The sequence below is a fragment of the Providencia sp. PROV076 genome (assembly GCF_028483405.1).
Lineage (GTDB): Bacteria > Pseudomonadota > Gammaproteobacteria > Enterobacterales > Enterobacteriaceae > Providencia > Providencia huaxiensis.
The window spans coordinates 46,891-73,148 of the sequence record NZ_JAMPRR010000003.1 but is presented as its reverse complement, the minus strand read 5'-3'; the positions used below and the strand labels follow the sequence as shown (position 1 = coordinate 73,148).

General features: G+C 40.2%; 23 protein-coding genes. 10 read left to right on the top strand and 13 right to left on the bottom strand.

The annotated features are described in order from the left end of the window. Positions 1-15 precede the first annotated feature (15 nt). From PSF67_RS02710 to ybbA, 3 genes are all read right to left on the bottom strand, one after another. Positions 16-1,386 (bottom strand): esterase-like activity of phytase family protein, encoded by a 1,371-nt coding sequence (locus PSF67_RS02710; RefSeq protein WP_272676484.1) that lies wholly within the window; start codon positions 1,384-1,386, stop codon positions 16-18. Between the two features lie 235 nt (positions 1,387-1,621). Continuing rightward, entirely contained in the window at positions 1,622-4,066 is a 2,445-nt protein-coding gene (gene ybbP / locus PSF67_RS02705; protein WP_272676483.1) for a putative ABC transporter permease subunit YbbP, read from the bottom strand. After that, the gene (ybbA, locus tag PSF67_RS02700; protein ID WP_206275927.1) at positions 4,063-4,749 is read right to left on the bottom strand and encodes a putative ABC transporter ATP-binding protein YbbA; all 687 of its coding nucleotides are present in this window, start codon (positions 4,747-4,749) and stop codon (positions 4,063-4,065) included. Before ybbA ends, ybbP begins: the two co-directional genes overlap by 4 nt. Between ybbA and tesA the strand changes: the two genes are divergently transcribed. From tesA to PSF67_RS02675, 5 genes are all read left to right on the top strand, one after another. Then, entirely contained in the window at positions 4,717-5,358 is a 642-nt protein-coding gene (gene tesA, locus PSF67_RS02695) for a multifunctional acyl-CoA thioesterase I/protease I/lysophospholipase L1 (protein WP_102139375.1), read from the top strand. The two genes, ybbA and tesA, sit on opposite strands and share 33 nt — an antisense overlap. 78 nt (positions 5,359-5,436) lie before the next feature. Continuing rightward, positions 5,437-6,240, top strand: coding sequence for an SDR family oxidoreductase (locus PSF67_RS02690; RefSeq protein WP_272676482.1), 804 nt, complete (start codon positions 5,437-5,439; stop codon positions 6,238-6,240). Positions 6,241-6,315: 75 nt separating this feature from the next. Next, entirely contained in the window at positions 6,316-7,173 is an 858-nt protein-coding gene (locus tag PSF67_RS02685; RefSeq protein ID WP_272676481.1) for a co-chaperone YbbN, read from the top strand. Positions 7,174-7,186: 13 nt separating this feature from the next. After that, positions 7,187-8,131, top strand: coding sequence for an SPFH domain-containing protein (locus PSF67_RS02680; protein ID WP_004260315.1), 945 nt, complete (start codon positions 7,187-7,189; stop codon positions 8,129-8,131). Further along, positions 8,128-8,607: an NfeD family protein gene (locus tag PSF67_RS02675; RefSeq protein ID WP_166265643.1), complete on the top strand. Its 480-nt coding sequence runs from the start codon at positions 8,128-8,130 to the stop codon at positions 8,605-8,607. Before PSF67_RS02680 ends, PSF67_RS02675 begins: the two co-directional genes overlap by 4 nt. On the opposite strand, the gene cueR is transcribed toward PSF67_RS02675, so the two are convergent. Beyond that, complete coding sequence (cueR, locus tag PSF67_RS02670) at positions 8,561-8,971, bottom strand: Cu(I)-responsive transcriptional regulator (protein ID WP_094960975.1); 411 nt, start codon at positions 8,969-8,971, stop codon at positions 8,561-8,563. The genes PSF67_RS02675 and cueR overlap by 47 nt on opposite strands. 119 nt (positions 8,972-9,090) lie before the next feature. Here cueR and copA point away from each other — a divergent pair, with 119 nt between their 5' ends. Further along, on the top strand, positions 9,091-12,024 hold the full coding sequence (gene copA / locus PSF67_RS02665) for a copper-exporting P-type ATPase CopA (RefSeq protein ID WP_210848526.1): 2,934 nt from the start codon (positions 9,091-9,093) through the stop codon (positions 12,022-12,024). A gap of 104 nt (positions 12,025-12,128) precedes the next feature. Here copA and PSF67_RS02660 read toward each other — a convergent pair whose 3' ends face one another. Genes PSF67_RS02660 through PSF67_RS02625 form a run of 8 tightly spaced genes read right to left on the bottom strand, consistent with a single transcriptional unit; the run spans position 12,129 to position 20,943 of the window. Then, the gene (locus PSF67_RS02660; protein ID WP_272676480.1) at positions 12,129-13,760 is read right to left on the bottom strand and encodes a sodium/sugar symporter; all 1,632 of its coding nucleotides are present in this window, start codon (positions 13,758-13,760) and stop codon (positions 12,129-12,131) included. Between the two features lie 15 nt (positions 13,761-13,775). Continuing rightward, the gene (locus tag PSF67_RS02655) at positions 13,776-14,534 is read right to left on the bottom strand and encodes an SDR family NAD(P)-dependent oxidoreductase (protein WP_195697609.1); all 759 of its coding nucleotides are present in this window, start codon (positions 14,532-14,534) and stop codon (positions 13,776-13,778) included. A gap of 34 nt (positions 14,535-14,568) precedes the next feature. Continuing rightward, positions 14,569-15,915 (bottom strand): MFS transporter, encoded by a 1,347-nt coding sequence (locus PSF67_RS02650; RefSeq protein WP_272676479.1) that lies wholly within the window; start codon positions 15,913-15,915, stop codon positions 14,569-14,571. A 1-nt stretch (position 15,916) separates the two neighbouring features. After that, complete coding sequence (locus tag PSF67_RS02645) at positions 15,917-16,834, bottom strand: dihydrodipicolinate synthase family protein (RefSeq protein ID WP_195697610.1); 918 nt, start codon at positions 16,832-16,834, stop codon at positions 15,917-15,919. Continuing rightward, positions 16,834-18,540: a dihydroxy-acid dehydratase gene (gene ilvD, locus PSF67_RS02640; RefSeq protein WP_166265661.1), complete on the bottom strand. Its 1,707-nt coding sequence runs from the start codon at positions 18,538-18,540 to the stop codon at positions 16,834-16,836. Before ilvD ends, PSF67_RS02645 begins: the two co-directional genes overlap by 1 nt. 18 nt (positions 18,541-18,558) lie before the next feature. After that, positions 18,559-19,419, bottom strand: a complete 861-nt coding sequence (locus PSF67_RS02635; RefSeq protein WP_206275921.1) for an SMP-30/gluconolactonase/LRE family protein — start codon at positions 19,417-19,419, stop codon at positions 18,559-18,561. Further along, a complete protein-coding gene (locus PSF67_RS02630) occupies positions 19,419-20,063 on the bottom strand; it encodes a 2-dehydro-3-deoxy-6-phosphogalactonate aldolase (protein ID WP_166265667.1) in 645 nt (214 codons plus the stop codon). Before PSF67_RS02630 ends, PSF67_RS02635 begins: the two co-directional genes overlap by 1 nt. A 1-nt stretch (position 20,064) precedes the next feature. Next, a complete protein-coding gene (locus PSF67_RS02625) occupies positions 20,065-20,943 on the bottom strand; it encodes a 2-dehydro-3-deoxygalactonokinase (protein WP_272676478.1) in 879 nt (292 codons plus the stop codon). Between the two features lie 340 nt (positions 20,944-21,283). On the opposite strand from PSF67_RS02625, the gene PSF67_RS02620 reads away from it, so the two are divergent. From PSF67_RS02620 to ybaK, 4 genes are all read left to right on the top strand, one after another. Beyond that, a complete protein-coding gene (locus tag PSF67_RS02620) occupies positions 21,284-22,018 on the top strand; it encodes a FadR/GntR family transcriptional regulator (RefSeq protein WP_166265674.1) in 735 nt (244 codons plus the stop codon). 201 nt (positions 22,019-22,219) lie between these two features. Beyond that, positions 22,220-22,801, top strand: coding sequence for an HdeD family acid-resistance protein (locus PSF67_RS02615; RefSeq protein WP_166265677.1), 582 nt, complete (start codon positions 22,220-22,222; stop codon positions 22,799-22,801). Between the two features lie 156 nt (positions 22,802-22,957). Then, positions 22,958-23,758, top strand: a complete 801-nt coding sequence (locus PSF67_RS02610; protein WP_102139381.1) for a TraB/GumN family protein — start codon at positions 22,958-22,960, stop codon at positions 23,756-23,758. A gap of 28 nt (positions 23,759-23,786) precedes the next feature. Further along, entirely contained in the window at positions 23,787-24,260 is a 474-nt protein-coding gene (gene ybaK, locus PSF67_RS02605) for a Cys-tRNA(Pro)/Cys-tRNA(Cys) deacylase YbaK (RefSeq protein WP_102139382.1), read from the top strand. Positions 24,261-24,355: 95 nt separating this feature from the next. Here the strand turns inward: ybaK and ushA are convergent, their stop codons facing one another. Next, positions 24,356-26,026, bottom strand: a complete 1,671-nt coding sequence (ushA, locus tag PSF67_RS02600) for a bifunctional UDP-sugar hydrolase/5'-nucleotidase UshA (protein ID WP_166265680.1) — start codon at positions 26,024-26,026, stop codon at positions 24,356-24,358. Positions 26,027-26,258 lie beyond the last annotated feature (232 nt).

The following is a 26,258-nucleotide window of genomic DNA, read 5'->3' as shown; positions in this document are numbered from 1 at the left end:
GAGGCGTAAAATTAATTAGGGTTTTAACAGCTCGGGGACTTTTAATAAGATAAATTCATTATCATCCGCTTTATTTGGTTCACGGCTAGATGAAAACGGAAAATTATTGTCATTACCAACAATAATGTGTTCGCTATCAACCACATCAACGTTTTCAATGGTGAAGAATGGGAAGGTAAACACGCCATCATTTAATGGTTTTCTTGCCATATTACTTGGGTCTTTGATATTCATTAAATCAATATAAGCTTGCTTATCTACGGCTTTCCCTACGTTGCTAGCTGAAAATTCAATACGATATACACGCTTGAATTTAGCTAAATGACTAAAGCAATTTTCAGTATTACTGTTTCCCGCCGTGCAGGCTTTATCTGCTGTACCTTCACCATTATCACGCTCAATGATTAGGCCGTGGGTATCATCAATAAGATTGAAATCACCAATGGCATTTTGATTGTCTTCAAAGACATACAACCAGCTTCTACCCGTCCAATCTTGCTTTTTCACATCAAACTCAAGAATACGTGCTGCGCGTTTACCATCAACATTTTCATAATCTTGCTTGTCATCAAGCCAAATCGCACCTTCTAGCATTGGATAGAGCTTAGAACCGTCTGGTGATGACGCCATACCTTCAAAACCTTTCGAACGGTTGACTTGGAAATTCACTTTATCAGCAGGTTTACCCGGTGTTGTGATTTGGTAGTGATCAGGAGAAACAACTTTCTTTCCATCTACTTGTGTTTCAAACAAGGCTAATACCTTGCCATCCAAATCCATTTTGATTAGATAAGGGCCAAACTCATCGCCAACCCATAGAGCACCACCTGCAAATTGAAAGCTTTCAGGGTCAAAATCACTTCCTGTTAAATAGCGTTCTTTTGTACTCTCATTCGTAATATGAAAAGGAATAATTTTATCAGGGTCATGGAAGAAAACCGTTTTTAATGGTGTTGTATTACCTGATTGAAAATCAATATCATATTGAGTGACATACAACATAGAATCAGGGGAATTTACTTTATTGCCGAATCCATTGTCGGTTAAAACCCAGTAAGTGCCATCCACCATGCGTTTGATACCCGAGTGCCCTTGCCGTGGCTGGCCTTTAATTGGAATATGCATTCCTGTTGGGCGATCTGCAGATTTACCTTCCACTTTCCCTAAACTATCAACACGAGCGCCAGTGGTAAATTTACCACTCACTTGCATGTCTGAAGGTGCATTTTCGGGGGAAGAAACCGTTGAATTAACTGGAAGAATGGAGTGCCCCGCTAACGTTGCGGTCACTTCTTGTTGTGCAAACCCTGTGATGCTAAATGAAATTAAACCAGCCAATAAAGATAACGAGCCCAGCTTACGTTTAATCGAATGGTTATTCTGCATTGTTATGTTTCCATTATAAGGCTATCAATAATTGATGGCGGAATCATAACGTCGATGAATGAAGCTTTTATGAAGGATTAGAGACAGTTATTTTACTGAAAAACAGGTTGTTTTTATAATGTTCAATAAATAGTGGCATTAAAATATTTCCCTAACACCACTATATTCTAAATAATTCGAGTTGCAGCTAGCTGAACGTAATCAACAACGCTGCAACTTGAAGTATGACGAGTATTTAACCATTCAAACGACGGTGCTGACTCCCCGTCCCTAATAAACGTAACCCCAACCAACCACCACAAATGGACAGTAAGAAAGCCGCGCTTAAGGGTAATAGCACCCACATACGCCACTCAGGTTGCCAAGGGAAATCAAACACTTTACTTTGCAACAACCATAAAGCAATTTCTGCCCCAAATGCCGCGGCAAGCCCTGCCATTAAGCCAAGTAATGCAAATTCGCTCCACAGGGTTCGACGCATCAATTTTTTACTGGCTCCCAGAGTTCGGTACACCACTAATTCACGTTCCCGTTGGCTCATACCGACTTGAATTTGAGCCAATAATAGCAACAGCCCACAAAAAATAACCAGCACTACCATCACCTCAAGGGCTTGGCTCACTTGCTGAAGAATTTGCTGGATTTGGGTGATAATTGCACCGGTGTCGAGCACATTAATGGTTGGGTAATGGCGGCTAAGTTGCGTTAATAGCTGCCCATCGCCTTCATAGTGGAAGCTGCTCAGCCAAGTGGCCGGCATCTGAGAAAGGCTTTCTTCAGAGAAAATAAAATAGAAGTTTGGTCGTAGGCTTTCCCAATCAACCGTACGAATACTACTAACTGTTGCACTAAAGACCTGGGCCCCTGCGTTAAATGTGAGTTTATCACCTAATTTCAACCCAAGCTCTTTAACGACCGTTTGTTCAATCGAGACTTCACCTGCTTTTGGTGGCCAAGTTCCTTTATCAACCACATTAGCTGGCGCTAAATCAGATTGCCAAGTTAGGCTCAATTCACGTCGCACCGTATTATTATTTGGATCACGTTGATCGGCCCATTCAATTGCTGACTGGTCATTAATATCGGTTAAGCGCGCTAACACCACAGGGTTGAACTCGGTGGGTTTCACGTCAAACTCAGCCAATAGCTTGGTGACAGGCTCAAGCTGTGACTGGTTCATATTGATCAAAAAATAGTTCGGGCTATCTGCGGGTAACTGTTGCTGCCAACGGTCAAGCAAATCACCACGCACTAAAATTAGCAGCGCCAACAACATAAATGACAGCGAAAATGCACTCATTTGTGTGATGGTTTGTAACGGCTGGCGCAATAGGCGACTAACGGATAAACGCAAACTTAATTGGCGAAACTTAATATGACGCAGCCCCCATAAGCCAACCCAACCAATCAGCGCAAGTAGAATGGCAACCACGACAATACCGGCCAAAATTGACCACAACAGAGGGTTAACGCCAGCAAACACAAATAAGCCGCCAACCACAATTAAAATAACAATTGGCAGATAATAATATAGCGGCCAAACGGGTGATTTGGCATCTTCACGTAATACCCTTGAAGGCTGGGTTGCCATCAGTTGGTAATAGGGGCGGCTGCCAACAATTATCGCAATAATAAATAATGTACCGATCGCCCAAACCCAAGGCATTAAACTTGCAGGCGGCAACTCCTTCGGCAACATAGCCCCTAAGATTTGCATTAAAATGCCTTCAAAAGCCAAACCTAATAATGAGCCGAGTAAAGCAGCAGCAATTAAAATCACTAACCACTGCCCAATAATCCATTGACGTAATGCGCTACGCCCTGCCCCTAAGGTTTTTAATACTGCAATTAATTGATGGCGGCTACGGCAGTAATGCGTCATTGAAACTACAACCGCAGCAATGGCTAGTAGCAGGGTTAATAAAACTGACAACAATAAAAACTGTTGGGCACGTTGGAAGGTTTTCCCCACTGCACCGTTATTTTCGCTTAACGTAAACCAACGCTGATCATTTCGTAGGTCTTGGTCATATTTTTGTTGAAATGCATCAATAAGCTGGCTATCGCCGGCAAACATGTCGCGATAAGTTAACCGGCTGCCTAATTGAATTGCTCCCGTTAATGGTGCATCTTCAATTGCTATCAATACTCTTGGCGCAATCTGGAATGGGTTAAAACCGCTGTCAGGCTCTTGAATTAGTTTACCCGAAACTTTTAGCGTCGCATCTCCGATATCAATGTTATCCCCTACATTGAGGTTCAATAATTCTAATAACCGTGGTGCGACTAATATCTCCCCTTTTGTCGGGGTTACCCCAGCTGGTTCTGTGATGAGCTCGCCATATAATGGATATGCCTTATCCGCTGCTTTCACTAACACCAGTTGTGGCCGAGCGTCTTCATTTTCCGTCGCATAAGCCATGGTAGAAAATGATATTTGCTGGCTTAGCGTTAACCCCTCTTTTTGGGCCTCTTGTAACCATGCAGGGTCGCTTGGGTGAGAAGATCGTAAAACTAAGTCACCCGCTAATAGCTCACGGCTTTGGTAGCTCATGCTATTTTCAATGCGATCGCTAATTCGCCCTAAAGCCAGTACACAAGCAACCGCAAGGGTAAGCGCAAGCCAAACAATCAATAACGAGGGTGTTTTCCATTCACGCCAAAACCAACGCCAAATCATACTTCTTCCCTCAACTGCCCATCGACCAAGCGCAAACGGCGTTGGCAGCGCGCAGCCAGCTCGTTATCGTGGGTAACTAAAATCAAGGTTGTTCCATGCTCTTTGTTCATATCAAACAGTAAATCTGCAATTTTATCCCCTGTGTGGCGATCGAGATTTCCCGTTGGTTCATCGGCAAATAAAATCTGTGGGCGGCCATTAAAGGCACGAGCAAGTGCAACACGCTGCTGCTCACCCCCTGACAACTGTGGTGGCATATGTTTTAGGCGATCTTTTAAGCCTAAATCCGTCAATAAACTTGCCGCGTGTTGGTAGCTTTCAGACTCAGATTCACCTCGTAACAAAGAAGGAAGTTGCACATTTTCAATGGCATTTAAGGTTGGGATCAACATAAAAGATTGGAACACAAAACCGACACTTTGTGCCCGTAAGCGTGCCCGTTGTTCTTCGTCCATTCTAGTGAGGTCTTGGCCTAATAAATTAACCGTTCCACTCGAGCCGTCATCCAACCCCGCAATAATCCCTAACAAGGTTGATTTCCCCGAACCTGACTCCCCAATTAAAGCAATTGTTTGCCCGGACTCGACAATTAGCTCAACACCTTGCAATATAGTCAGTTCATGTTCACCTTGACCAACACGTTTAATGAGATGATGAACTTCAAGAATATTATTCGCCGACATATATTGGTATTTCTCCTGTTACTGACTGCAAGTGGACACGCACTTGCGTCAACTAAGCTATTAATCTTAGGTGATAGCCTAAGTGCAGGCTACCGTTTACCGGCTGAGCAGGCTTGGGCCTCCTTGCTTGCCGAACGTTGGCAGAAACTTTCCCCACCCGTTGCTATTGTTAACGGTAGTATTAGTGGAAATACCTCTGCACAGGGGTTAGAACGCCTTTCCGTTTTACTCGAACAAAACAAACCTAACTGGGTATTGATCGAATTAGGTGCAAATGATGGCTTACAAGGTCTCCCTGTAGAGCAACTCGAAGATAATTTACAGCAAATTATCGATCAAATCGTGCAATCGGGTGCGAAACCGCTCTTAATGCAAATTCGCATTCCACCTAACTATGGCAAACGTTATACGACAAGTTTCGAAAAAGTCTATCCGAAATTGGCGCAAAGTAATCAAATTCCATTACTCCCGTTTTATATGGAAACCGTGATAACTAAGCCTGAATGGATACAACAAGATGGTATTCACCCTACCGTTGAAGCCCAGCCATCCATTGCTGATTTTATGGAAAAACAGCTTTTCGAACACATTTTACCGTCTAGTAAATAAAACAGACGTTAAACAAGGGTATTAAAACGCTCTTTTATACCCGAAATAGATTCAGCTGCATGAAACCAAGGTAAAGTTATGCAAACATCGGCACGAAACAAAAAATCAGTCCTAGTCACAGGTGCATCAAGCGGTATTGGCTTTTGTGCTGCACAGACACTTCGGCAGCGTGGCTACCATGTGATTGTTGCTTGCCGTAAAGAAAGCGATATTTTGCGCCTAAAAGAGCTAGGTTATGACACGGTATCCCTTGACCTCGATGATAAGAATAGCATAGAAACCGCGGCTCAAACGGTGCTAACACTCTGTAATCATCGCCTTTTCGGTTTATTCAATAACGCCGGTTTTGGGGTGTATGGCCCGTTAAATAGCGTCAGCCGTGAACAACTTGAAGCACAATTTTCCACTAACTTTTTTGGTGTTCACCAGTTAACCTTTTTGCTATTACCTGCAATGCTAGCGCACCATGAAGGGCGAATTATCCAAACTAGTTCAGTGATGGGGGTAATTTCAACCCCCGGTCGTGGCGCTTATGCTGCCAGCAAATACGCGCTGGAAGCATGGTCTGATGCGCTACGCTTAGAATTGGTAGGAACCGGGGTGAAAGTGAGTTTGATTGAACCGGGTCCGATCCATACGGCTTTTACTCAAAATGTTGAACAAACACAAAAAGATAAACCCGTTAAAAACCCAGGTATTGCTTCACGTTTCACCTTAACACCAGAACATGTGGTAGAAAAACTGATCCATGCGTTAGAAAGCCCCCGCCCAAAAGTACGCTATTCTGTCACGTTATTAACCGTCGCTGTGCGTATCTTAAAACGTATTCTACCTGACAAAATAATGGATAAAATACTGGCAAATCAGGGGAAAAAAGCTTGAAAAAAGCAAAATCAGCCCCACTTAATTACTATTGCTCACAAATTCTATTGATAACAAATTCAAAAGAGACTTCTTATGTTTGCTAACGCTCAGATAATTGATATTAACGAAACGAACCTACACCAAGTCATTGAACAATCAATGAACTTACCCGTCATATTTTACTTTTGGTCACCGCGTAGCCCTCATTGCCAAGATTTCGGTACTATGTTGGAAAAAATTGCCAACGACTACGCAGGGTCATTTATTTTAGCTAAAGTTAATTGTGATGAAGAACAAATGATCGCAAGCCAGTTTGGCTTAAAAGCGATCCCTACTGTGTATGTGTTGCAAAATGGTCGCCCTGTTGATGGCTTTGAAGGGCCACAACCAGAAGAAGTAGTGTTAGAAATTTTAGCTCGCGTGCTGCCAAGCCCAGAAGAAATGAAAGCAGCACAAGCCGCTGAATTAATTGCAGAAGGTAAAACACAAGAAGCGCTGCCATTGTTAAAAGAAGCGCATCAGCTGAACCCCAAAAATAGCGATATCACATTATTATTGGCAGAAACCCAAATTGGTTTAAATCTCGTTGATGACGCACAAGCTACTTTAGAAGCTGTCCCATTACAGGATAAAGACAGTCGCTACCAAGGTTTAATCGCACAAATTGAATTATTAAAGCAAGCTGCGGACACCCCTGAAATTCAACAATTGCAAGATGAATTCAATCAAAATCCGCAAAATACAACGTTAGCGGTTCAATTAGCCCTAAAACTGCATGAAGTAAACCGTAACGAAGAAGCGCTGGAAATGTTATTCGGTTTTTTACGTACCGACTTGGGTGCAGGTGACGGCGCAGTAAGAAAAACCATGATGGATATTATGTCTGCAATGGGTACTGGTGACGCCATTGCCAGTAAATACCGTCGCCAAGTATATTCATTACTTTACTAATTAAGGGTTAAATATGGACTTGTTCGCCTTTGGTGCAATACCGATTATCATTTTTGTCGCTGTCGTTATTGTTTTTACCTGTGTTAAAACAGTACCTCAAGGCTTCCAATGGACGGTTGAGCGCTTCGGCCGCTATACCCGTACGCTACAACCGGGCTTGCATATTATTGTGCCATTTATGGACAAAATTGGCCGTCGTATCAATATGATGGAACAAGTCCTTGATATCCCATCTCAAGAAGTTATTTCTCGTGATAATGCCAACGTCACGATTGATGCCGTCTGCTTTATCCAAGTCGTTGACCCAGTACGTGCTGCCTATGAGGTCAGTAACCTTGAGCTTTCAGTCCTGAATTTGACGATGACCAATATTCGTACCGTATTAGGCTCCATGGAACTGGACGAAATGTTGTCACAACGTGATTCAATTAATAGCCGTTTGTTGCACGTGGTGGATGAAGCAACCAACCCTTGGGGTGTCAAAATTACCCGTATCGAAATTCGTGACGTGAAACCACCAAAAGAATTGATTAGTGCGATGAATGCTCAGATGAAGGCTGAACGTACTAAACGTGCCGATATTCTTGAAGCCGAAGGGATCCGCCAAGCGGCAATTTTGAAAGCTGAAGGTGAAAAACAGTCACAAATTCTCAAAGCCGAAGGGGAACGTCAGTCGGCATTTTTACAAGCCGAAGCGCGTGAAAGAGCCGCGGAAGCGGAAGCAAAAGCGACACAAATGGTATCTGAAGCGATCGCCGCTGGGGATATGCAAGCAATTAACTACTTTGTGGCGCAAAAATACACCGATGCACTGACCAGTATTGGTTCTGCCGAAAACAGCAAAGTCATCATGATGCCATTAGAAGCCAGTAATTTAATGGGCGCAATTGGTGGGATCACTGAGCTAATCGGCGAAAGCAAGAAAACCAGTGCCATGAAAAAGCAGGTAAAAGAATGATAGAGCTTATCAGTGCTCAACCCGCATGGTTTTGGCTGTGTCTTGGTGGGCTATTACTGATTGGTGAACTTCTTGGAACCGCAGGCTACCTTTTATGGTCGGGTATTGCGGCGGTACTTGTTGGGGTTATCGTTTGGGCTCTACCATTCATCGGTTGGGAGTGGCAAGGGGTCTTGTTTGCTATTTTTACCGTGGTCTCCGCTGTTTTATGGCGAAAATGGTTGAGTAATAGGCAAAAAAACAAGGCTGATAACGTCAACCAAATTAGCCATCAACTCATCGGTGTTAAAGGCCGTTTGTTGTCAGATACTGAAGAAGGTTTTAGCCGTGTACGCCTTGCTGATGGCAGTTGGCGTGTCTATAGCGACACGCCATTAAGTGCCAACACCGAAGTCGTCGTCATCGCAGTAGACGGCATCACCTTGCAGGTTAAGCCTTCGCATGGTGACAACACCCACGCGCCAAGTGGTCAATAATCGGACAATCTGCACCATCATCCCCAGGGCACACGTCCACAAGCTCTTGTAATGTATCTCGAATGGCAGACAATTTAACGATTGTCTGCTCTATTTCATTTATCTTGGCTATCGTTGTCGTTTTTACATCTGCGCTATGTCTAGTTGGATTACGAAACAAACCTAATAGTTCGCCACATTCATCCAAGGTAAAACCCACATCTTTTGCCTGTTTGAGCAATACAAGTTCGTTTAAATGACGTTCTTGATAATAACGGTAGCTATTTTCCCCTCTTTCAGGGGGGGTAATTAGCCCTTTGTCTTCATAAAAACGAATAGCTTTTGCAGTTAGGCCAGTTTTTTTGGCAATTTCACTAATATTCATAATTCCTCTTGACCTTAACCTTGCTGGAAGGTGTAACCTTTGTTCATTGTCGAATTATAGACCTAATTGTAGATAAAGTTATAGACCCAATACATCAAACGGGTTTTGGAGGCTGCAAAATGAGTAACATGATTATTTTAAAATTACAGGGACTAAGCTGCATGCATTGTGTCGGTTCAGTCACTAAAGCGCTCGAAGGGCGTGGCGATGTCGCTAACTTAAAAGTCACTATCGATTATGCCGTGATGGAAAGTGATGCCAATGTCGCTGACTTAATTAAAACCATCGTTGATGCAGGTTATGAAGCTGAAGTGGCTAACACTCCAGATACCGAGTTACAGCTCTCCGGCCTCAATTGTATGAAATGTGCAGGTAAAACACAAAAAGCTCTCGAAGAGGTTGACGGTGTCGCTGCCGCTGTTGTCGATACCACCAGCGCCAAGGTATATGGCACTGCTGATGCGCAAACGTTAATCGCTGCCGTTCAACAAGCGGGCTATAACGCAGAAACTGCCCAAACTAAGGCGATCACTTTAGCCCTTTCGGGTCTAAGTTGCATGAAATGTGCCGCTAAAACGCAGCAAGCGCTAGAAGCCGTTGACGGCGTTGATAGCGCAACTGTCGATACCCAAACCGCTGTTGTCCATGGTACCGCATCCGCAGAAGCCTTAATTGCGGCAGTTCAAGCCGCTGGCTACCAAGCTACAGAGGAGGGATCTCACCCAAAAACTGAGCCGCTGAGTACCACAACTGAACAGCCGGAAGCTGATTCAGCGGCAATCTGTGAGATCCCGGCACAAGAGTCTGATTTAGGTGAACAACCTGAAATTAGCCCAATGGATGACAGTGTACAGTTACTGCTTGATGGCATGACCTGTGCCAGTTGTGTCAATAAAGTTCAAAAAGCCTTAAATAGCGTACCGGGTGTTGAAAATGCACGAGTCAACTTAGCTGAGCGTAGCGCTTTAGTCACCGGAACCGCTGAACCTAATGATTTAATCGATGCTGTTGTCAAAGCAGGTTATGGCGCAGAGATCATTCAAGATGAAGCCAAGCGTCGTGAGCGCCAACAAGAAGTTGCTCAAGCTAATATGCATCGCTTCCGTTGGCAATCAGCATTAGCACTTGCCCTTGGTATCCCTGTGATGGTGTGGGGGATGATGGGCGATAACATGGTGCTGACTGAGCAAAACCATACCATTTGGCTCACCATTGGTGTATTAACCCTTGCAGTCATGGTATTTGCAGGTGGGCACTTTTATCGCAATGCATGGCAAAGCCTGAAAAATGGCAGTGCCACCATGGATACCTTAGTTGCGTTAGGAACAGGAGCAGCTTGGCTCTATTCTATTGTGGTGAATATTTGGCCTGAATGGTTCCCTGATCAAGCCAGACACCTTTATTATGAAGCCAGTGCCATGATCATCGGTCTTATCAACCTAGGTCACGCCTTAGAGCAACGCGCTCGCCAGCGCTCATCAAAAGCTCTTGAACGTTTGCTAGATTTGACGCCGCCAACAGCACGTGTTGTCACAGAGCAAGGCGAAGTGGATATGCCACTGGAGCAAGTCAAAAAAGGGATGGTTTTACGCTTAGCAACCGGTGACCGTGTGCCTGTTGATGGTGAAATTATCGAAGGCGAGGTCTGGCTAGACGAAGCCATGCTAACCGGTGAGCCGATCCCACAGCAAAAGAGTAAAGGGGATCAAGTCCATGCCGGAACCGTGGTACAAGATGGTACCGTACTATTTCGTGCCGCTGCTGTCGGTAGCCAAACGACTTTAGCACGAATTATCCACCTTGTTCGCCAAGCACAAAGTAGTAAACCACAAATTGGCCAACTTGCTGACCGAATTTCAGCCGTGTTTGTCCCCATTGTTGTGGGTATTGCCTTAATTTCAGGTGCTATTTGGTACTTTGTTGGGCCTGCACCACAAATTACTTACGCACTCGTTATCACAACAACCGTATTAATTATTGCGTGTCCTTGCGCGCTAGGCCTTGCAACACCAATGTCGATTATTTCTGGCGTGGGCCGAGCAGCTGAGTTTGGCGTGTTAGTACGCGATGCGGATGCATTACAGCAAGCCAGTGAATTAGATACTATTGTGTTTGATAAAACAGGTACATTGACTGAAGGAATGCCTCAAGTTACAGATATCCATGTGTTTAATGGGTTCGAACAAGACACCGCCTTACAGTATGCCGCTTCATTAGAAAATGGCTCTAATCACCCACTAGCTCGCGCTGTTTTAAATCGCGCAAAAGGTTTAACGCTACCGGCTAATGAACAGTTTAGAACCTTAGCTGGGTTAGGTATTAGTGCAATAATTAACGGCCAAACTATTCTGTTAGGTAACCAAAAACTGTTAGCGCAAAATAATGTTGAAACCCGTGACGTGGAAGAAACGCTACACCAACAAGCGACTCAAGGCGTAACCCCTGTATTGCTAGCTATTGATGGAAAAGTTGCTGCGCTATTATCTATCCGTGACCCATTACGTGAAGACAGCATAAGTGCGCTGGCGCGTTTACATAAACAAGGTTTCCGTTTAGTCATGTTAACCGGAGACAACCCAGTAACCGCCAATGCGATAGCCAAAGAAGCGGGTATTGATGAAGTGATTGCAGGCGTCATGCCAGACGGAAAATCCGCTGCAATTGAAGCCTTACAAGCCAAAGGCCACAAAGTGGCGATGGTCGGTGATGGTATCAATGATGCCCCTGCTCTAGCCCGAGCTGACGTTGGTATTGCGATGGGTGGCGGTAGTGATATCGCGATTGAGACCGCATCCATTACCTTAATGCGCCAAAGCTTACATGGCGTTGCCGATGCAGTGTCTATTTCAAAAGGAACACTGCGTAACATGAAGCAAAACCTATTTGGTGCCTTTGTTTATAACACATTAGGCATTCCAATCGCGGCGGGTATTTTATACCCAATTACGGGGACTTTACTTAACCCTGTTGTTGCAGGTGCAGCAATGGCCTTATCATCCATTACCGTGGTCAGTAACGCCAACCGCTTATTACGCTTTAAACCTGAGAAATAATGGCTAACTTATTTATATTTCGTTGCCAATGCTAATAAATAGCATATAAAAGGGCCTCAAATTGCTGAGGCCCTTTATATTAAGAGTATCTAATACTACGGAAATTACCAAAAAACTGCATATAGCATAGCGAAGATAATAAAGATGGCATATGACGAGATATTAAATGTTGCACTCGTTTTAAATTCTTTCGCGGTCAATATAATCGCTTTCGGATCATCATCGCCTGTATTATTTGTTAAACTCACTACGAAAATACAAACAATAGTAAACAGAAATGTATATAGCATTTGATCTAAGAATGGCATACCGAATGGCATCAGCTTCAGGAATAAAGCGAATGGAATTGATAGAACGACTCCCCAAATAGCGCCTTTAGATGTTGCTTTCTTCCAGTATATCCCTAATAAAAAGACCGCTAAAATACCAGGACTGACTAAACCTGTATATTCTTGGATATACTGAAATGCTTGCCCTAGATTTTTCAGTAATGGTGCAATAAAGCTCGCAATAATTAATGAAATAATTGCAGAGAAACGACCGACATTAACTAAAACTTTTTGGCTAGCTTTAGGCGCAATGTACTCTTTATAGATATCCATCGTAAATATTGTCGCGATAGAGTTAAGCATTGAAGCTAATGAAGAGACAATTGCTGCAGTTAAAGCTGCAAATACAAGTCCTTTAACACCTGCGGGTAAAAATTGAGCTAACCATGGGTAAGCTTTATCCGCTTGTTCAAAACTTGGTAAATTAAATGTCGCATACTCTCCTAATCCTGCCAATAAAGCAGGGTCATTTACAATAACATAAGCCGCAATTCCCGGTATAACCACAATGATAGGCAATAAGAATTTAATAAATGCGGCAAAAACTAATCCTTTTTGCGCTTCATTTGTGGATTTAGCAGCTAATGCTCTTTGAATAATATATTGATTAAATCCAAAATAGTACAAGTTAGCGACCCATAATCCCCCAAGTAAAACAGCGATACCTGGTAAATTTTCAAATTGCGGGTGGTCTTTACTAAGGATCATTTCAAAATGCTCTGGTGCCGCTTGCGTTAATTGACCTAATCCTGAGAAAAAGCCTTGTTCTCCACCAATATAGTCTATCGCTAAAAATGCAGTTAAAAAACCGCCAAGGATAAGAACAAAAACTTGAACGACGTCAGTCCATGCTACAGCAGATAACCCACCATAAACTGAATAGACGACAGCAAATATTGATAATCCTGCAATCGCATACATCATTGGAACATTTAGAATAGTTTCTAATGCTAATGCACCTAAGTATAATACTGAGGTTAAATTCACAAAAACAAATAACCCTATCCAGAAAATAGCTAGAATTGTTTTTAACGATTTATTGTAACGTTTCTCAACAAACTCCGGTATTGTATAAATTCCTTCTTTTAAAAAAATTGGTAATATAAATTTAGCAACAACCACTAACCCTATCGCAGCAATCCATTCATATGCTGAAATCGCTAATCCAATTGAAAAACCAGAACCGGACATACCGATAAATTGCTCTGCAGATATATTCGCTGCAATTATTGAGGCACCAATAGCCCACCAAGGTAGACTTTTACTTGCAAGGAAATAATCTTCAGTCGTTTTTGTTTGACCATTTTTAGTTCTGGAGACCCATAAACCAATTCCAATAATAACAATCGCATAAGTAATAAAAATCACATAATCTAATGTACTTAAACCAATTATTTCTGTGTTCATAGTGTATTCTCCACACTAATCTTGCATAACGGCACTACGACCGCCATCAATTAAAATAGTTGTCCCTGCAATAAAACCAGCATCACTACTCGATAAAAATAAACAAAGCTTGCCCACTTCTTCCGGCTTACCGATTCGCTTAACACAGTGTTTATTTTCAATTTCTTGGCGTGCTTTACGTGAATCTGCAAAAGAATCAAAATAGGTTTGATTACCTTCTGTATCAATAAAACCCGGTGCAATACCGACCGTTCTTATTGTGGGTCCCCAATTTAACATTAAGCTTTGAACGAGAGATAGAAGAGCCCCTTTGCTTATATTGTAGGGTGCACATTCTGGTAATGTGTGATACGCGTGATTAGATGTAATAATAATAATTACACCATTACTTTTTTCTAATGACGGCTTGAATGCTTTAGCCATTCTCCAATGTGATTTTAAATTCAAGTCAAAATTGTGATCCCAATCTTCTTCCTCACAATCAATACCTTTGAATATATTTTTTCCTGCATTTGAAACTAAAACGTTAATTGTTCCAAATTTTTCACTTACCATTTTTGAAAAGTTTGTAATTTCATTTTTTTTAGAAACATCAACTTCATAATAAAAAAAACTATCAGTGTACTTTTCTGTTAAGAGAGAAATATTTTTATTTTTGGGTTCACAAGCGCATCCAATGACAATATCTCCATTCTTCAAATACGTCTCACAAATACTATAGCCAATACCTTGACTGACGCCAGTAACAACAACAACTCTAGAATTATTATTCATATTAAGATACCTGTTCTATCTTTTGCTATGTTTATTAATTATTTTTTATTTCAGGATTAACTAATTTAGCTGGAATGAGAAATATCAACGGTGCACATAAAGCTAAAAAACCGGCTAATATAAGTAACCCGATACCAGAACTACCTGTTAAATCATTTAACCATCCTAAAACCGTCGGCCCAAAAAAACCTGCCAGATTTCCAACCGAATTAACTAACGCTATACCAGCAGCTGCAGCAGTTCCTGAGAAAATTGCACCCGGTAAACTAATATAAGTAGGAATTAGAGCTAAAGTTCCTGAGATAGCAACACAGATCCAAAACATCATTGCTATTGTCGAACCTTCATTTAAAGAACTAAAGACTAACCCTATAGAACCTAATATCGCTGGAATAGCAATATGCCAACGTCTCTCTTTTTTAAGATCTGAGTGATAGCTGTTCCACAACATAAATATAGAACCAAACAAATAAGGTAATGCCGCTATAAAACCAATTGATAAGTCATCAGTTATCCCAGACGATTTAATTATGGATGGCAACCAAAAATTAATTCCATAATAACCAATGTTAAAACTAAAGAAAATTAGTGATAATAGCCAAACATACTTGTTTTTTAACAAATCTTTCAGACTAGCAGCGACTTTTCCATCACTGTTTTTTTTCTTTTGTTCTCCATCTTTTTTTAGATCATCTTGTATGACCAATTTCTCTTCATCTGTTAGCCATTTTGCTGACTTAACATCGTTATCTAAATATTTTAAAACAACAAATGCCAATAAAAATGAAGGTATTGCTTCAACTAAGAAAAGCCATTGCCAGTTATACCAGGGCCCAACACCATCAAACATCTTTAAAATAAAACCTGATAATGGACTACCTAAAATTGTCGATAAAGGCGTTACTAATATAAATAGCCCCAATGTTTTAGCTGAACGCCATGATGGAAACCATAGCGTCAAATAGAACACAATCCCAGGAAAGAACCCTGCTTCCGCAACACCTAATAAAAAACGGACAACGTAAAATTGAGTCGGCGTTTGAACAAACATAGTTAGTGCAGATAATATTGACCAGCTGACCATTATTCTAGCGATCCAAAATCTCGCACCATATCGCTGCATTAATAAGTTGCTAGGCACTTCAAATAAAAAATAGCCAATAAAAAATATACCAGCACCGAGCCCATAAACTGTATTACTAAAGCTAAGGTCCTCCTGCATATGTAATTTTGCGAAACCAACATTCACTCTATCTAGGTAGGCAAAAAAATAACATAGAACAAGAAAAGGAATTAACCTAAATATAACTTTTCTATAAACCTTATCTTTTTCTTTCTCTATTATTTTATCATTATCAGAAATCAGTGATGAATTACCCATATCACCCTCCACCGTTAATTGGCGTTAAGTTAAACTCATTCATAAATTCAGCGATTGTTTTCATGTCATCATTATTAAGTGAATAATTAGGTCTTCGACAATAATCACTTTTTAAAATCCCTCTTTTGTTTAGAATTGTTTTTTCTACTTGAATAATATATTCGCAATGTGTCATCCATTGATTAATATATTTCAATAATCGTCCATGTAGCTTTTGCGCTTTATCTTTCTCTTTATTTACCCAAAGACGATATATTTCGACATAAATTTCCGAGAAAGAACACCCTGGCATTACACCTTTCCCACCAATATCTAGCATGTCAAGCATATATAGACCTGCATAGCCGTTAAGTACTACAGCATCAGGTACATAGCTCAAAAATTCTTGGGTATATTCTGTCGGAGGGTTACATTCTATTTTGAAAACCGCATTAGGATAAATTTCACTCCACTGTGCCATTTTTGATGGCGTAATGAGAAACCCTGTTTCATTAGGAGCATATTGCAACATAACAGGAATTGATACTGATTCTAATACCTCTTGAATATGCTTCTCGACGGCGGCTTGAGATGGGTTCAAAAAAAAGGGAGGAAGTAGCATCAGAGCATCCGCACCAAGCTGTTCATATTTTTTGGCTCTTTTAATTGCATTTTCAGTTGAGTGATCAGTGACCGATAATGCCTTATAAAAATTAACCTCTGATTGATTAAGATAAATATCCGCTAATAAATCACGTTCATAATCATTAAATTTAGCAAATTCACTTGCAACGCCAAATAGCGTTGCACCATTAACACCAATCGAATTTAAATAAGAAATAATGTTAGAGAAACCCTGTTCATCTATTTCACCATATCTATCAAATGGTGCTGCAATAATTGGATTAACACCAGTTATGTCATTAACTTGATATTTCATTACAGATCCTCATCGTCAATAAATATAGCGCCAAGAGCTGCTGAAGAAGTACTTTTTCGATATAAACGTAAAAAACCACGAGGAACTTCTTTGTGAACTGGAATCCAGTGTTGCTTTCTTGAATCTAAAATTTCATCTGACACTTTTAGTGATATTTGTCGATTAGGAATATCTATAACTATAGAATCACCATCTTCAATTAAACCAATAATTCCCCCTTCTACAGCCTCAGGAGACATATGACCAACAAACAAACCTCGATTAGAGCCTGAAAATCTTCCATCTGTAATTAATGCACAACTGTCTGATAAATTCATACCTTCTAGTAATTTCATTGGTAGGTACATTTCAGGCATGCCTGGACCACCTTTTGGCCCCTCATAACGTAGGACAAGAACGCTACCTGGTTTTACTTGACCATTCATAATTGCATCAACAGATTCTTGTTCACTATTAAAAGTGATTGCTTTACCTTCGAAAAACATCAAGTTTTCAGGAACCGCAGCAGGTTTAACCACACAACCTAGAGGCGACAAATTACCCGTCAGAACTGCAATTCCTGACTCTTTGCGCACAGGATCACTCAATGTTTTTATGACTTCTGGGCGTGTTGTCTTCATATTTCTGGCTAACAAAGCACCTTTTTCTTCACCATCAACAGTCATTGTGTCTGAAAATAAAATAGATGAAATTTCATGCTCGACTGCAGGAACGCCACCAGCTTCCCAATAATCAATCATGTCGTGCTCTGATGCGGGATATAAAGCAGATACTAGAGGAACTTTATAACTCAATTCATCAAATGATTTTAAAGGCAAGTGCCCTAGCCCTGCTTCATAATGAATCGCTTGTAAGTGAAGAATGGCATTCGTTGACCCGCCTGTTGCCAATAGGTAAGCCATTGCATTATGTATGGATTTCTTATTAATAATTTGACGTGCGGTGATATCTTTCAGTACTAAAGAAACTATCTTTTTTCCTGACTCAATAGCAATCAACCTACGCTCCTTCGACACCGCAGGCAACGTGCTACCACCAGATAAAGACATCCCCATCGCTTCTGCAATGCAGCACATCGTATTCGCTGTACCATACATTGTGCATGAACCAGGCCCAGGCTCTGCGATATTTTCTATATGTTCAAATTCTGCTTCATCGATTAACCCTTGTTTTTTCCACCCAATAGCTTCCGTTATAATGTTTCCGTCCCAATGTTTTCCTTTATATTCAGCTGGATACATTGGTCCACCATTAACAAGGATCGCAGGAACATCTAAACGCGCTGCGGCCATTAGCATGGCTGGAACTATCTTGTCACAAGAACCGAGTAGCACCATTCCATCAAATCGATGCGCCCTCATCATGCATTCAATAGAAGCTGTGATAACTTCACGGGATGCTAAGACATAACGCATACCAAAATGCCCTTCAGCAATACCATCACAAGGCGCGATAGTACCGAAAACCATACCAACACCGCCTCCTTCATCGATCCCTTTTAATACATTTTCGGTAAGTTCATTAAGATTAACGTGGCCCGCCGTTGCATTGGTGTAGCTATTAACGACCGCAATAACTGGGCGTTTTAATTGTTCTGTTGTATGGCCACTCGCTTTATATAAAGCTCGTTTTAAGGCCCCACTGTCTCCTTGTAAACTAGGATTAAAGTGTGTATTACAAGAAGAACACCCTCCACAATTACTCATTTTTTTCTCCATCAATTTTTACAGTACAAATGTGTTACTAGGTTGACCAATAAAACTTGTTTTAATGGAAGTTACCCTTCCATCATTTGTGGTTATTTTTTTTAACCCGTCATAAGCAGAAGTTACATAAAGGGTTGATTGGTCAATTCCTGAAAATATACAACTCGTTGGTTGAGAGGAATCAACTATTATTTTTCCTATTAATTGCATTGAATTATTCAAATCGTATAAAGCAAGACATTTATCTCCCCAGCAAGCATTAATTAAAATACCTTCTTTGGTTAGAGCCGAACCATCTGCAATATAATTAACTGGATACTCTTTAATCTCATTTGTGTTTAAATCTTTTCGATAAAAAACTTTACGCCCTGAGTCTGCAAACCAAAATCCACCGCCAAACCACTGCATAGTATTAGGGATAAGTAAATTAGAATGAATACAGTTCAATTCCTTTCTTTTAACATTGAACTCATAAATCCTACCTATAGGATTATTGGCATTTTTATCCATCACACTGATAAAAATATTTCCATCAGGTGAAATTTGGCATTCATTAGTTCTTATTCCTTCATTGTTAAACTCAAATTCAAAGTAAATACTCAACTCTTTAGTCTTATAATTTAAAACATAAACTCCATTGATATTAATCAAAATAAAAAAATTTTTTATGTTCGTTGGTAAAACGGCACTCGTTAATATTGGAATATCCTGTATTTCTATAACATCACTTAAATCAGGATAAAACCGAAATAATTTCCCTTTTTTAATATCAACCCAAAGTAGCGAATTAGTGTGATGACACCAAATTGGTGACTCACCCAATTCAGCTTGAGGGCTTCTTATAACTTTAGTATCAAATGCAAAAATACTTTTTGGCATTATCGATTATTCCATGCGTCTATTAATTTATCTGCATTTTTCAAGACTTCCTCAACGCTCATTGTTGGCTTATATAGGCTTCCGCCAATACCGAATCCATTAGCCCCTGATTCTATATAAGCATTTAATTGATTAGAGTCCGCAGAGATCCCTCCAACTGGAAAATATAAGCCTTTTTTAGGCAGAACAGTTAACATTGCACTAAGTACTTTTGGTGTTATCATATCTGCGGGATAAAATTTTAAAATATCTGCACCATATTCTATTGCATTAAAAGCTTCAGTCACTGTGTAAACGCCCGGGCAACTAATCATTTGTAGATCTTTAGTTTTTCGAACAACATCTTCATTCAAATTAGGTGAGATAATAATTTCCCCACCAATATCTTTGATTTTTTGAACCTGTTCTATTTTGAGAACAGTTCCTGCACCTATAGTTGCTTGATTACCAAATTCTTTAATTAATAACTCAATAACTTCATATGCATAATCAGTATTCAAGGGCACTTCTATATATTTTATCCCCTTATCAATCAAACCACTACAAACTGGAATTGCATGTTCTACCGTTAACCCTCTCAATATAGCAATGAATGGGTACTTATTATTACTCCAATGTACTTCGAACTCTGTTCCATTTTTCATTTTAATTACCTAATTGATTAATTAATTTAAATGCACCTTTTAGAAAACACCTATTACCAGATACATATTCCATATTTAGGCCAAAGTATTTACCTGCAACGATATATTTTTCACCTAATGACTCATTTGTAATTACCCATATTTTATTTTCATACTCTACATTTTTTAATTCAATTCCAATTAAAATACCTGACAAATAACTGCCAACAAATTCAGCAGGTATTTCTTTATTTAATTGTTTAGTTCTGGCAGAGAAAATTAAATGTGTAAATGGAATATTTTCCTTAGATTTTTCGATTCCTGTTAAGAAATACTTTTCATTATCAATCTGTTTTGGCAATCCTTTACCAATCATTGATGAGTTTATTAATAAGGAATAGAGCTCCCCTGTCATAAAGCTAGTAAACGTTTTTATTTCACCGTGGGAAATAACGCTGTGTTTACTATGTGTTCCTGGCAGAATTGCATAAGTATCTGCACTGTCTGCTAATCCAAGTAATTGGGTTTCTTCTCCACGCATAACATCTGGTAATGCATACTGGCTTAAATTTTGAATACCTGGAACAATCCACGCTTTACTACCCCAGTATGTGGTTAATTCTTTCAGTGACTCGGCTAACCCCTTTGCGGTTATTGGTACTTCTTGATATGGAACTTCATACCAACCTTTTTGGGAGCCAACCATTCCTGCTAATAAAATAGGAAGGTTCCCTTTCGATGTTAGCCAATGCTCAATATTACGGTATAAAACAACATCAAATTGGTTTTCAGTAACGGATAAAATTCCTTCAGTTCCAATAACCTCATCAATGATTTCATCTTTTTTCATTAAAAAAGCACGAAAATTTGTAGTACCCCAATCCACCGCAATCCAATACACTTTGTCCACCTCAATCTTGTAATACAAGTTAATGTAATTTGTATCACATGATTTTATTGTGTCAACTAGGTGAAAATAAGAAAAAAATGATAATCATTTGATAATGTTGAATTTATTGGTATTTACGGAGGGATTAGTTTTTGTTATTTGTTATCTACGTCTACTTTTTTGTAAGTATCAACCTCACCTTACAGTAAAAAATAAACCGTATAACTGGCGGTAGAATCTATATCAGTTACGTTATTTTAGTCACACGAACAAAGATCAGCAGGCAGTTGAACGCCAATCATGATAGATTGTTACAGTCATCAATATTACATCAAAATAAGGTTTTAATTTAATGGCCGAGCCTCAGCAAACATTAGCTCAATCGATTATGCAACAAATCGGGATGCAAATTATTCTTGGGTATTATAAAGATAATATGCTACCTGGTGAAAATGAGCTCGCACAACAATTTTCCGCATCAAGAACATCAATTCGCAATGCACTACAGCAACTTTCCAGTAAAGGGCTTATCTCTATTCAGCCAAAGAAAAGAAGTGTTATTAATCCAAGGGATGAATGGAATTTTCTTGATTACGACCTACTTAAATGGGTTGGCAAAGCAGGAGTTTCTCCTGAACTATTCAAACAACTCGTTGTATTAAGGCTCATGTTTGAACCTAATGCTTCCGCACTAGCTGCCAGCTTTGCTACAGGAGCAGATTTAGCAGACCTAGAGAAAGCCTGGTTTTTAATGCAAAAAGGCCATGAGCAAGATTCTTTGGCTTTATTCGAACAAGGTGATATTGACTTCCACTACGCATTACTCAAAGCCTGTCATAATCCTTTTTTATTTTCAATCGGGAATGCCATCCAAGAAGCACTCATTTTGTCGTTCAAACATACGCAAGAAAAAAGTGCGAGGGAAACAACCGAGTCAGTTAAAATGCATAAATTATTGTTTGATGCGATCCGCTTAAAAGACAGCCATAATGCAAAAAAACTGATGAAAGAAATTATTTTAACTGCTGCGACTCGCCATTTCCCAAATTTAGATCAAGAAAAATATTTAGATATTTTAGATCGTTAACTAAATTAACCATAATATTGGTAGTTAGCAGATTCTATTTACGCTACACATGACTCTCTGTGTTATTTAAAGTATAAAAAATGATGCAAATCTACACGAAGACAACTAAAGCTGATTAAATTTATACTAACTAAGATGTTATTATGTGAAAGCTAAGCCTATACTTATAAATAGTTAGTTATTTAATATTTGGAGTACAAAATGCTTAATATTGATCGTGAGAAACTCGCCAAACTTGCGGGAGAAGAGTTTAAAAAACAACGCACCTTTCTGGTGATCTTATCCATTTTACTGTTAGCTGGTGGGCTTTTTTGTATTATCAACCCGATGATCTCCGGTATTGCCGTCAGTACAGTACTGGGTGTACTGCTGATTATTGGCGGTGTTGGTGCAATAGTCAGCATCTTGAGTACGGTGATTTATACTGGTTGGTCACGGTTATTTGGTTTTGTTATTGGTCTTATTTATATTATTGTCGGCTACTCGTTTATTAAAGATCCGTTACAAAGTTTAGTGGCGTTGGCTATTTTGGTGGCCGCGTTATTTATTGTTGGTGGGGTGATCCGGCTCTATGTCGGCTTCCAACAAATTAGCTCAGCGGGTGGCTGGTTACAAATCATCATTGGGCTGTTAGATTTCTTTATTGCCTATTTACTCATCGGTAATGGCCCTATTACATCAATTACCTTACTGACAACCCTAATTGGGATCGAAATGGTGTTTAGTTCCTTTAGCTTATTCGCTTTACTCAGTGTATTTAAAGGCATTAGTAAGAATAACTAACCCTATGATGCCCCTTTATTAGGGGCATTTTTTTACTTTGTCTCGCCTCCACGAAAAATCAGTCAGCTAAAAAATGCGTAATCGGTGATGAGCATTCGCAAATTGCGGCAAGATTGTTTAACCTAGTAAAATGAGAAATAGCGCAGGGACGAAATCGTGGGCAAACTGATTGAAAATTTAAAAAACTGGCTTCATACGGAAACTGCTCCAGTTTACCCTTACCCTGCGGTTGATATTCGGCTATCAAAAAACCTTAAATTGCACGTTGTGGGGAGTATCCATATGGGAACAGAGAATATGTTTCCTTTGTCTGCCACATTATTAGATAAACTTAATTTCGCAGATGCCTTAATTGTTGAGGCAGATATCACTGAAACTCACTCCCCATTTCCTAATGATGTAGCAGAGCATCTTCCTGTAGAACAGCGGTTAACCGATGGTGAATATCATCTTTTTCAACAATATTGTTTAGAGCTCCGCCAATCCCCCGAACGCTTTGATACCTTACCCTCATGGCAAATCGCCCTGATCTTGCAAGCGACCCAAGCTCAAGAGCTCGGGCTCAGAGGCCATTATGGTATTGACTACCAACTTATCCGTAATGCGCAATCACAACTCAAACCAGTTATTGAGTTAGAAGGAACCGCCTCTCAAGTTGAATTGCTGCTTTCTTTGCCTAATAATGGGCTAGCGTTGTTACAAGACTCATTGAACCACTGGCGTGAAAATGCGCGCTCGCTACAGACAATGATAAGCTGGTGGCTAGATTACCAACCCAATAACCGCACGGCTTTACCCAATACGTTTAGCGAAGACATTTACCAAGTATTGATGAAGCAACGAAATGCGAATTGGAGTGAGCAGCTTAAGTCACTTCCTGATGGTAACTATGTTGTCGCTGTTGGTGCATTACATCTGTTTGGTGAAAATAGTCTGGTAGAATATTTGCGAAATTAAGCTATAAGTTATAAATAGAAGGCTCAAAATGACCCCAGCCGTGAAATTACTCGAAAAACAAAAAATTTCCTTCACTTTACATCCTTATGACCACGACCCAAATGAAAATAACTTTGGTGATGAAGCGGTACGAAAACTTGGGTTAGATGCCAAACAGGTGTTTAAAACCTTATTGGTTGCGCTCAATGGTGATCAAAAAACGTTAGCCGTCGCTGTTACACCTGTTTCAGGGCAATTAGATTTAAAACAGGTCGCCAAAGTGTTTAAAGTCAAAAAAGTTGAAATGGCAGATCCACAAATAGCCCAAAAGACTACTGGGTATTTACTTGGTGGCATTAGTCCATTAGGCCAAAAAAAGCGCCTGCCAACGGTAATTGACGACCAAGCTCAGCAATATGCCACACTGTTTATTTCAGGTGGAAAGCGTGGATTAGATATTGAACTTGCTCCTAACGATCTCGCAAAAGTACTGAATGCAACCTTCGCTGAAATACGTAAATAGCACTAAGCCATAATGGTTCTGGTGGCTGTTAAATCACCTTTAGCTAAAAAAGCCCCACCGCGAGCAGTGAGGCTTTCAAGGTAATAATGATTTAATTATTTATTATTATAAATAATTTCACCTTTGGGTTCATAGTCTGCCGCTTTCAGAGGGGAATGTTTTTCAATATACCCCTTGAGCACTTCCGCATCGACAAAGCCGGTATTAACGTAGTTAGGATGGTTGTCAATTTTCGGGTAACCGTCACCACCAATCGCATTAAAATTCAACGTGGCCATACGATAGGTTTTCGCTGGGTCAACAGGCTTACCATCAATTTTGACATCACTGATCGTGCCATCTTTATTCAGCGTTAAGTTCACATTGTAGAACTGGCCATATGCACCTGCATCCGGTTTCATATTCGCAACTGCGGTCAGGTATGGGATAACTTCATCACCTTTGAAATCCACATAAACTAACTCATTGGCAAATGGCTGAACTTTAAGAACATCTTTATAAGTGATATCGCCACTTTCGATAGAGTCACGAACACCGCCACCACTCATGATCGCGAAGTCAGCTCCTGCACGTTCTTTCTGTGCAGCTAACAGAAGGTGCCCCATATTGGTTTGTACAAAACGCACTTTGCTGCGATCGCCTTCGAGTTTGCCTTCAACAGATCCCACTTTAACACTCAGTTGCTTGTCACCTTTTTCTTGATAAGGTGTCAATAACTTCATCATGTCAGGGTTGTGAGCAATTTCTTGCGTATAATAAACACGCTCGCTAGTCCCATCTTCTTTTGTCACTTTTTTCTTCAAGTTAATTGGGATTAACTGGTAGTGCTTGAGCGTAAACTTGCCGTTTTTAAATTCAAAATCCGCACGGCCTACATATTTACCCCATTCATGGGCTTGCACAATCCAAGTTCCATTTTGGTTATCTGGCGCACACGGTGTACCTGGTACATAATCTTCTTGCTTGTAGTTTTTCTTTTCTTGAGACATACAAACAGGGTCTTGTGAGTGACCACCCACTATCATATCTAAATAGCCAGCCGGTAAGCTGCGCGCCATTTCGACATCGCCTGGGGCATTGGAGCCATGATTGCCATCGTCATAGTGGCCCATATGCGTTGCTGCGATGATAATGTCTGGTTTTTCTGTTGCGCGGAGCTCTTCAACCACTTTTTTAGCTTCATCCGCAGGCACACGGAATTCAACATCAGGGAAGTTAGCAGGGTTACCTATACGTACAGTATCGTCAGTTGTCAGCCCCATCACTGCAATTTTTACACCTTGTTTATCAAAAACTTGATAAGGCTTGAAAAGACGTTTGCCTGTGCTGCTTTGATAAATATTGGCGGATAAAAACGGAAAGGTTGCCCACTTTTCTTGCTGACGCAGCGTTTCAAGCGGGTTATCAAACTCATGGTTCCCTAATGCCATCGCATCGTAACCCACTAAGTTCATTCCTTTAAAATCGGGTTCTGCATCTTGTAAATCAGACTCTGGTACACCGGTATTAATATCACCACCAGAGAGCAGTAAAACACTACCACCTTGCTTAGCGACTTCGTCACGAATTTCATCAACCACCGTTTTTTGCGCGGCTAAACCATATTCGCCATGGTCGTTGTGCCAGAAATGGCCGTGATGGTCATTGGTATGTAGAATGGTAATATTGTATGTTTTGTCTTTTTCCCACGCATTTGCCATAGTTGCGGGTATTAACGCTAACGATACCGTTAATGCGCATGCGGATGCCTTAAATGCAAACTTCATACATTTCTCCCTGCTGATATAGGAATTTTTATTCAGTCATATTAGATTATAGTTTGTCACTACCTGCTGTCTTATAGCATAAAAATATGATCAGGATTTGATACCTATTGCAGAATAAGAAATTCGTTTCATAAAAATGAGATCATCATCAAATAATTAACCGACACTAATTATTCACGTGATTTATTTATCCATTTAAATAAATTGTATTTCAGTTATATTGATAACAATT

What these genes read in the sequence shown, in the direction of transcription:
- PSF67_RS02685 (WP_272676481.1), top strand. Translation starts at nt 6,316, where the DNA reads ATGTTTGCTAACGCTCAGATAATTGATATTAACGAAACGAACCTACAC.
- tesA (WP_102139375.1), top strand. Translation starts at nt 4,717, where the DNA reads ATGATGAACTTCAAGAATATTATTCGCCGACATATATTGGTATTTCTC.
- PSF67_RS02710 (WP_272676484.1), bottom strand. Translation starts at nt 1,386, where the DNA reads ATGCAGAATAACCATTCGATTAAACGTAAGCTGGGCTCGTTATCTTTA.
- cueR (WP_094960975.1), bottom strand. Translation starts at nt 8,971, where the DNA reads ATGAATATTAGTGAAATTGCCAAAAAAACTGGCCTAACTGCAAAAGCT.
- PSF67_RS02620 (WP_166265674.1), top strand. Translation starts at nt 21,284, where the DNA reads ATGGCCGAGCCTCAGCAAACATTAGCTCAATCGATTATGCAACAAATC.
- ybbP (WP_272676483.1), bottom strand. Translation starts at nt 4,066, where the DNA reads ATGATTTGGCGTTGGTTTTGGCGTGAATGGAAAACACCCTCGTTATTG.
- ilvD (WP_166265661.1), bottom strand. Translation starts at nt 18,540, where the DNA reads ATGAGTAATTGTGGAGGGTGTTCTTCTTGTAATACACACTTTAATCCT.
- PSF67_RS02645 (WP_195697610.1), bottom strand. Translation starts at nt 16,834, where the DNA reads ATGAAATATCAAGTTAATGACATAACTGGTGTTAATCCAATTATTGCA.
- PSF67_RS02655 (WP_195697609.1), bottom strand. Translation starts at nt 14,534, where the DNA reads ATGAATAATAATTCTAGAGTTGTTGTTGTTACTGGCGTCAGTCAAGGT.
- ybbA (WP_206275927.1), bottom strand. Translation starts at nt 4,749, where the DNA reads ATGTCGGCGAATAATATTCTTGAAGTTCATCATCTCATTAAACGTGTT.
- PSF67_RS02630 (WP_166265667.1), bottom strand. Translation starts at nt 20,063, where the DNA reads ATGAAAAATGGAACAGAGTTCGAAGTACATTGGAGTAATAATAAGTAC.
- ybaK (WP_102139382.1), top strand. Translation starts at nt 23,787, where the DNA reads ATGACCCCAGCCGTGAAATTACTCGAAAAACAAAAAATTTCCTTCACT.
- copA (WP_210848526.1), top strand. Translation starts at nt 9,091, where the DNA reads ATGAGTAACATGATTATTTTAAAATTACAGGGACTAAGCTGCATGCAT.
- PSF67_RS02675 (WP_166265643.1), top strand. Translation starts at nt 8,128, where the DNA reads ATGATAGAGCTTATCAGTGCTCAACCCGCATGGTTTTGGCTGTGTCTT.
- PSF67_RS02690 (WP_272676482.1), top strand. Translation starts at nt 5,437, where the DNA reads ATGCAAACATCGGCACGAAACAAAAAATCAGTCCTAGTCACAGGTGCA.
- ushA (WP_166265680.1), bottom strand. Translation starts at nt 26,026, where the DNA reads ATGAAGTTTGCATTTAAGGCATCCGCATGCGCATTAACGGTATCGTTA.
- PSF67_RS02660 (WP_272676480.1), bottom strand. Translation starts at nt 13,760, where the DNA reads ATGAACACAGAAATAATTGGTTTAAGTACATTAGATTATGTGATTTTT.
- PSF67_RS02635 (WP_206275921.1), bottom strand. Translation starts at nt 19,419, where the DNA reads ATGCCAAAAAGTATTTTTGCATTTGATACTAAAGTTATAAGAAGCCCT.
- PSF67_RS02650 (WP_272676479.1), bottom strand. Translation starts at nt 15,915, where the DNA reads ATGGGTAATTCATCACTGATTTCTGATAATGATAAAATAATAGAGAAA.
- PSF67_RS02615 (WP_166265677.1), top strand. Translation starts at nt 22,220, where the DNA reads ATGCTTAATATTGATCGTGAGAAACTCGCCAAACTTGCGGGAGAAGAG.
- PSF67_RS02680 (WP_004260315.1), top strand. Translation starts at nt 7,187, where the DNA reads ATGGACTTGTTCGCCTTTGGTGCAATACCGATTATCATTTTTGTCGCT.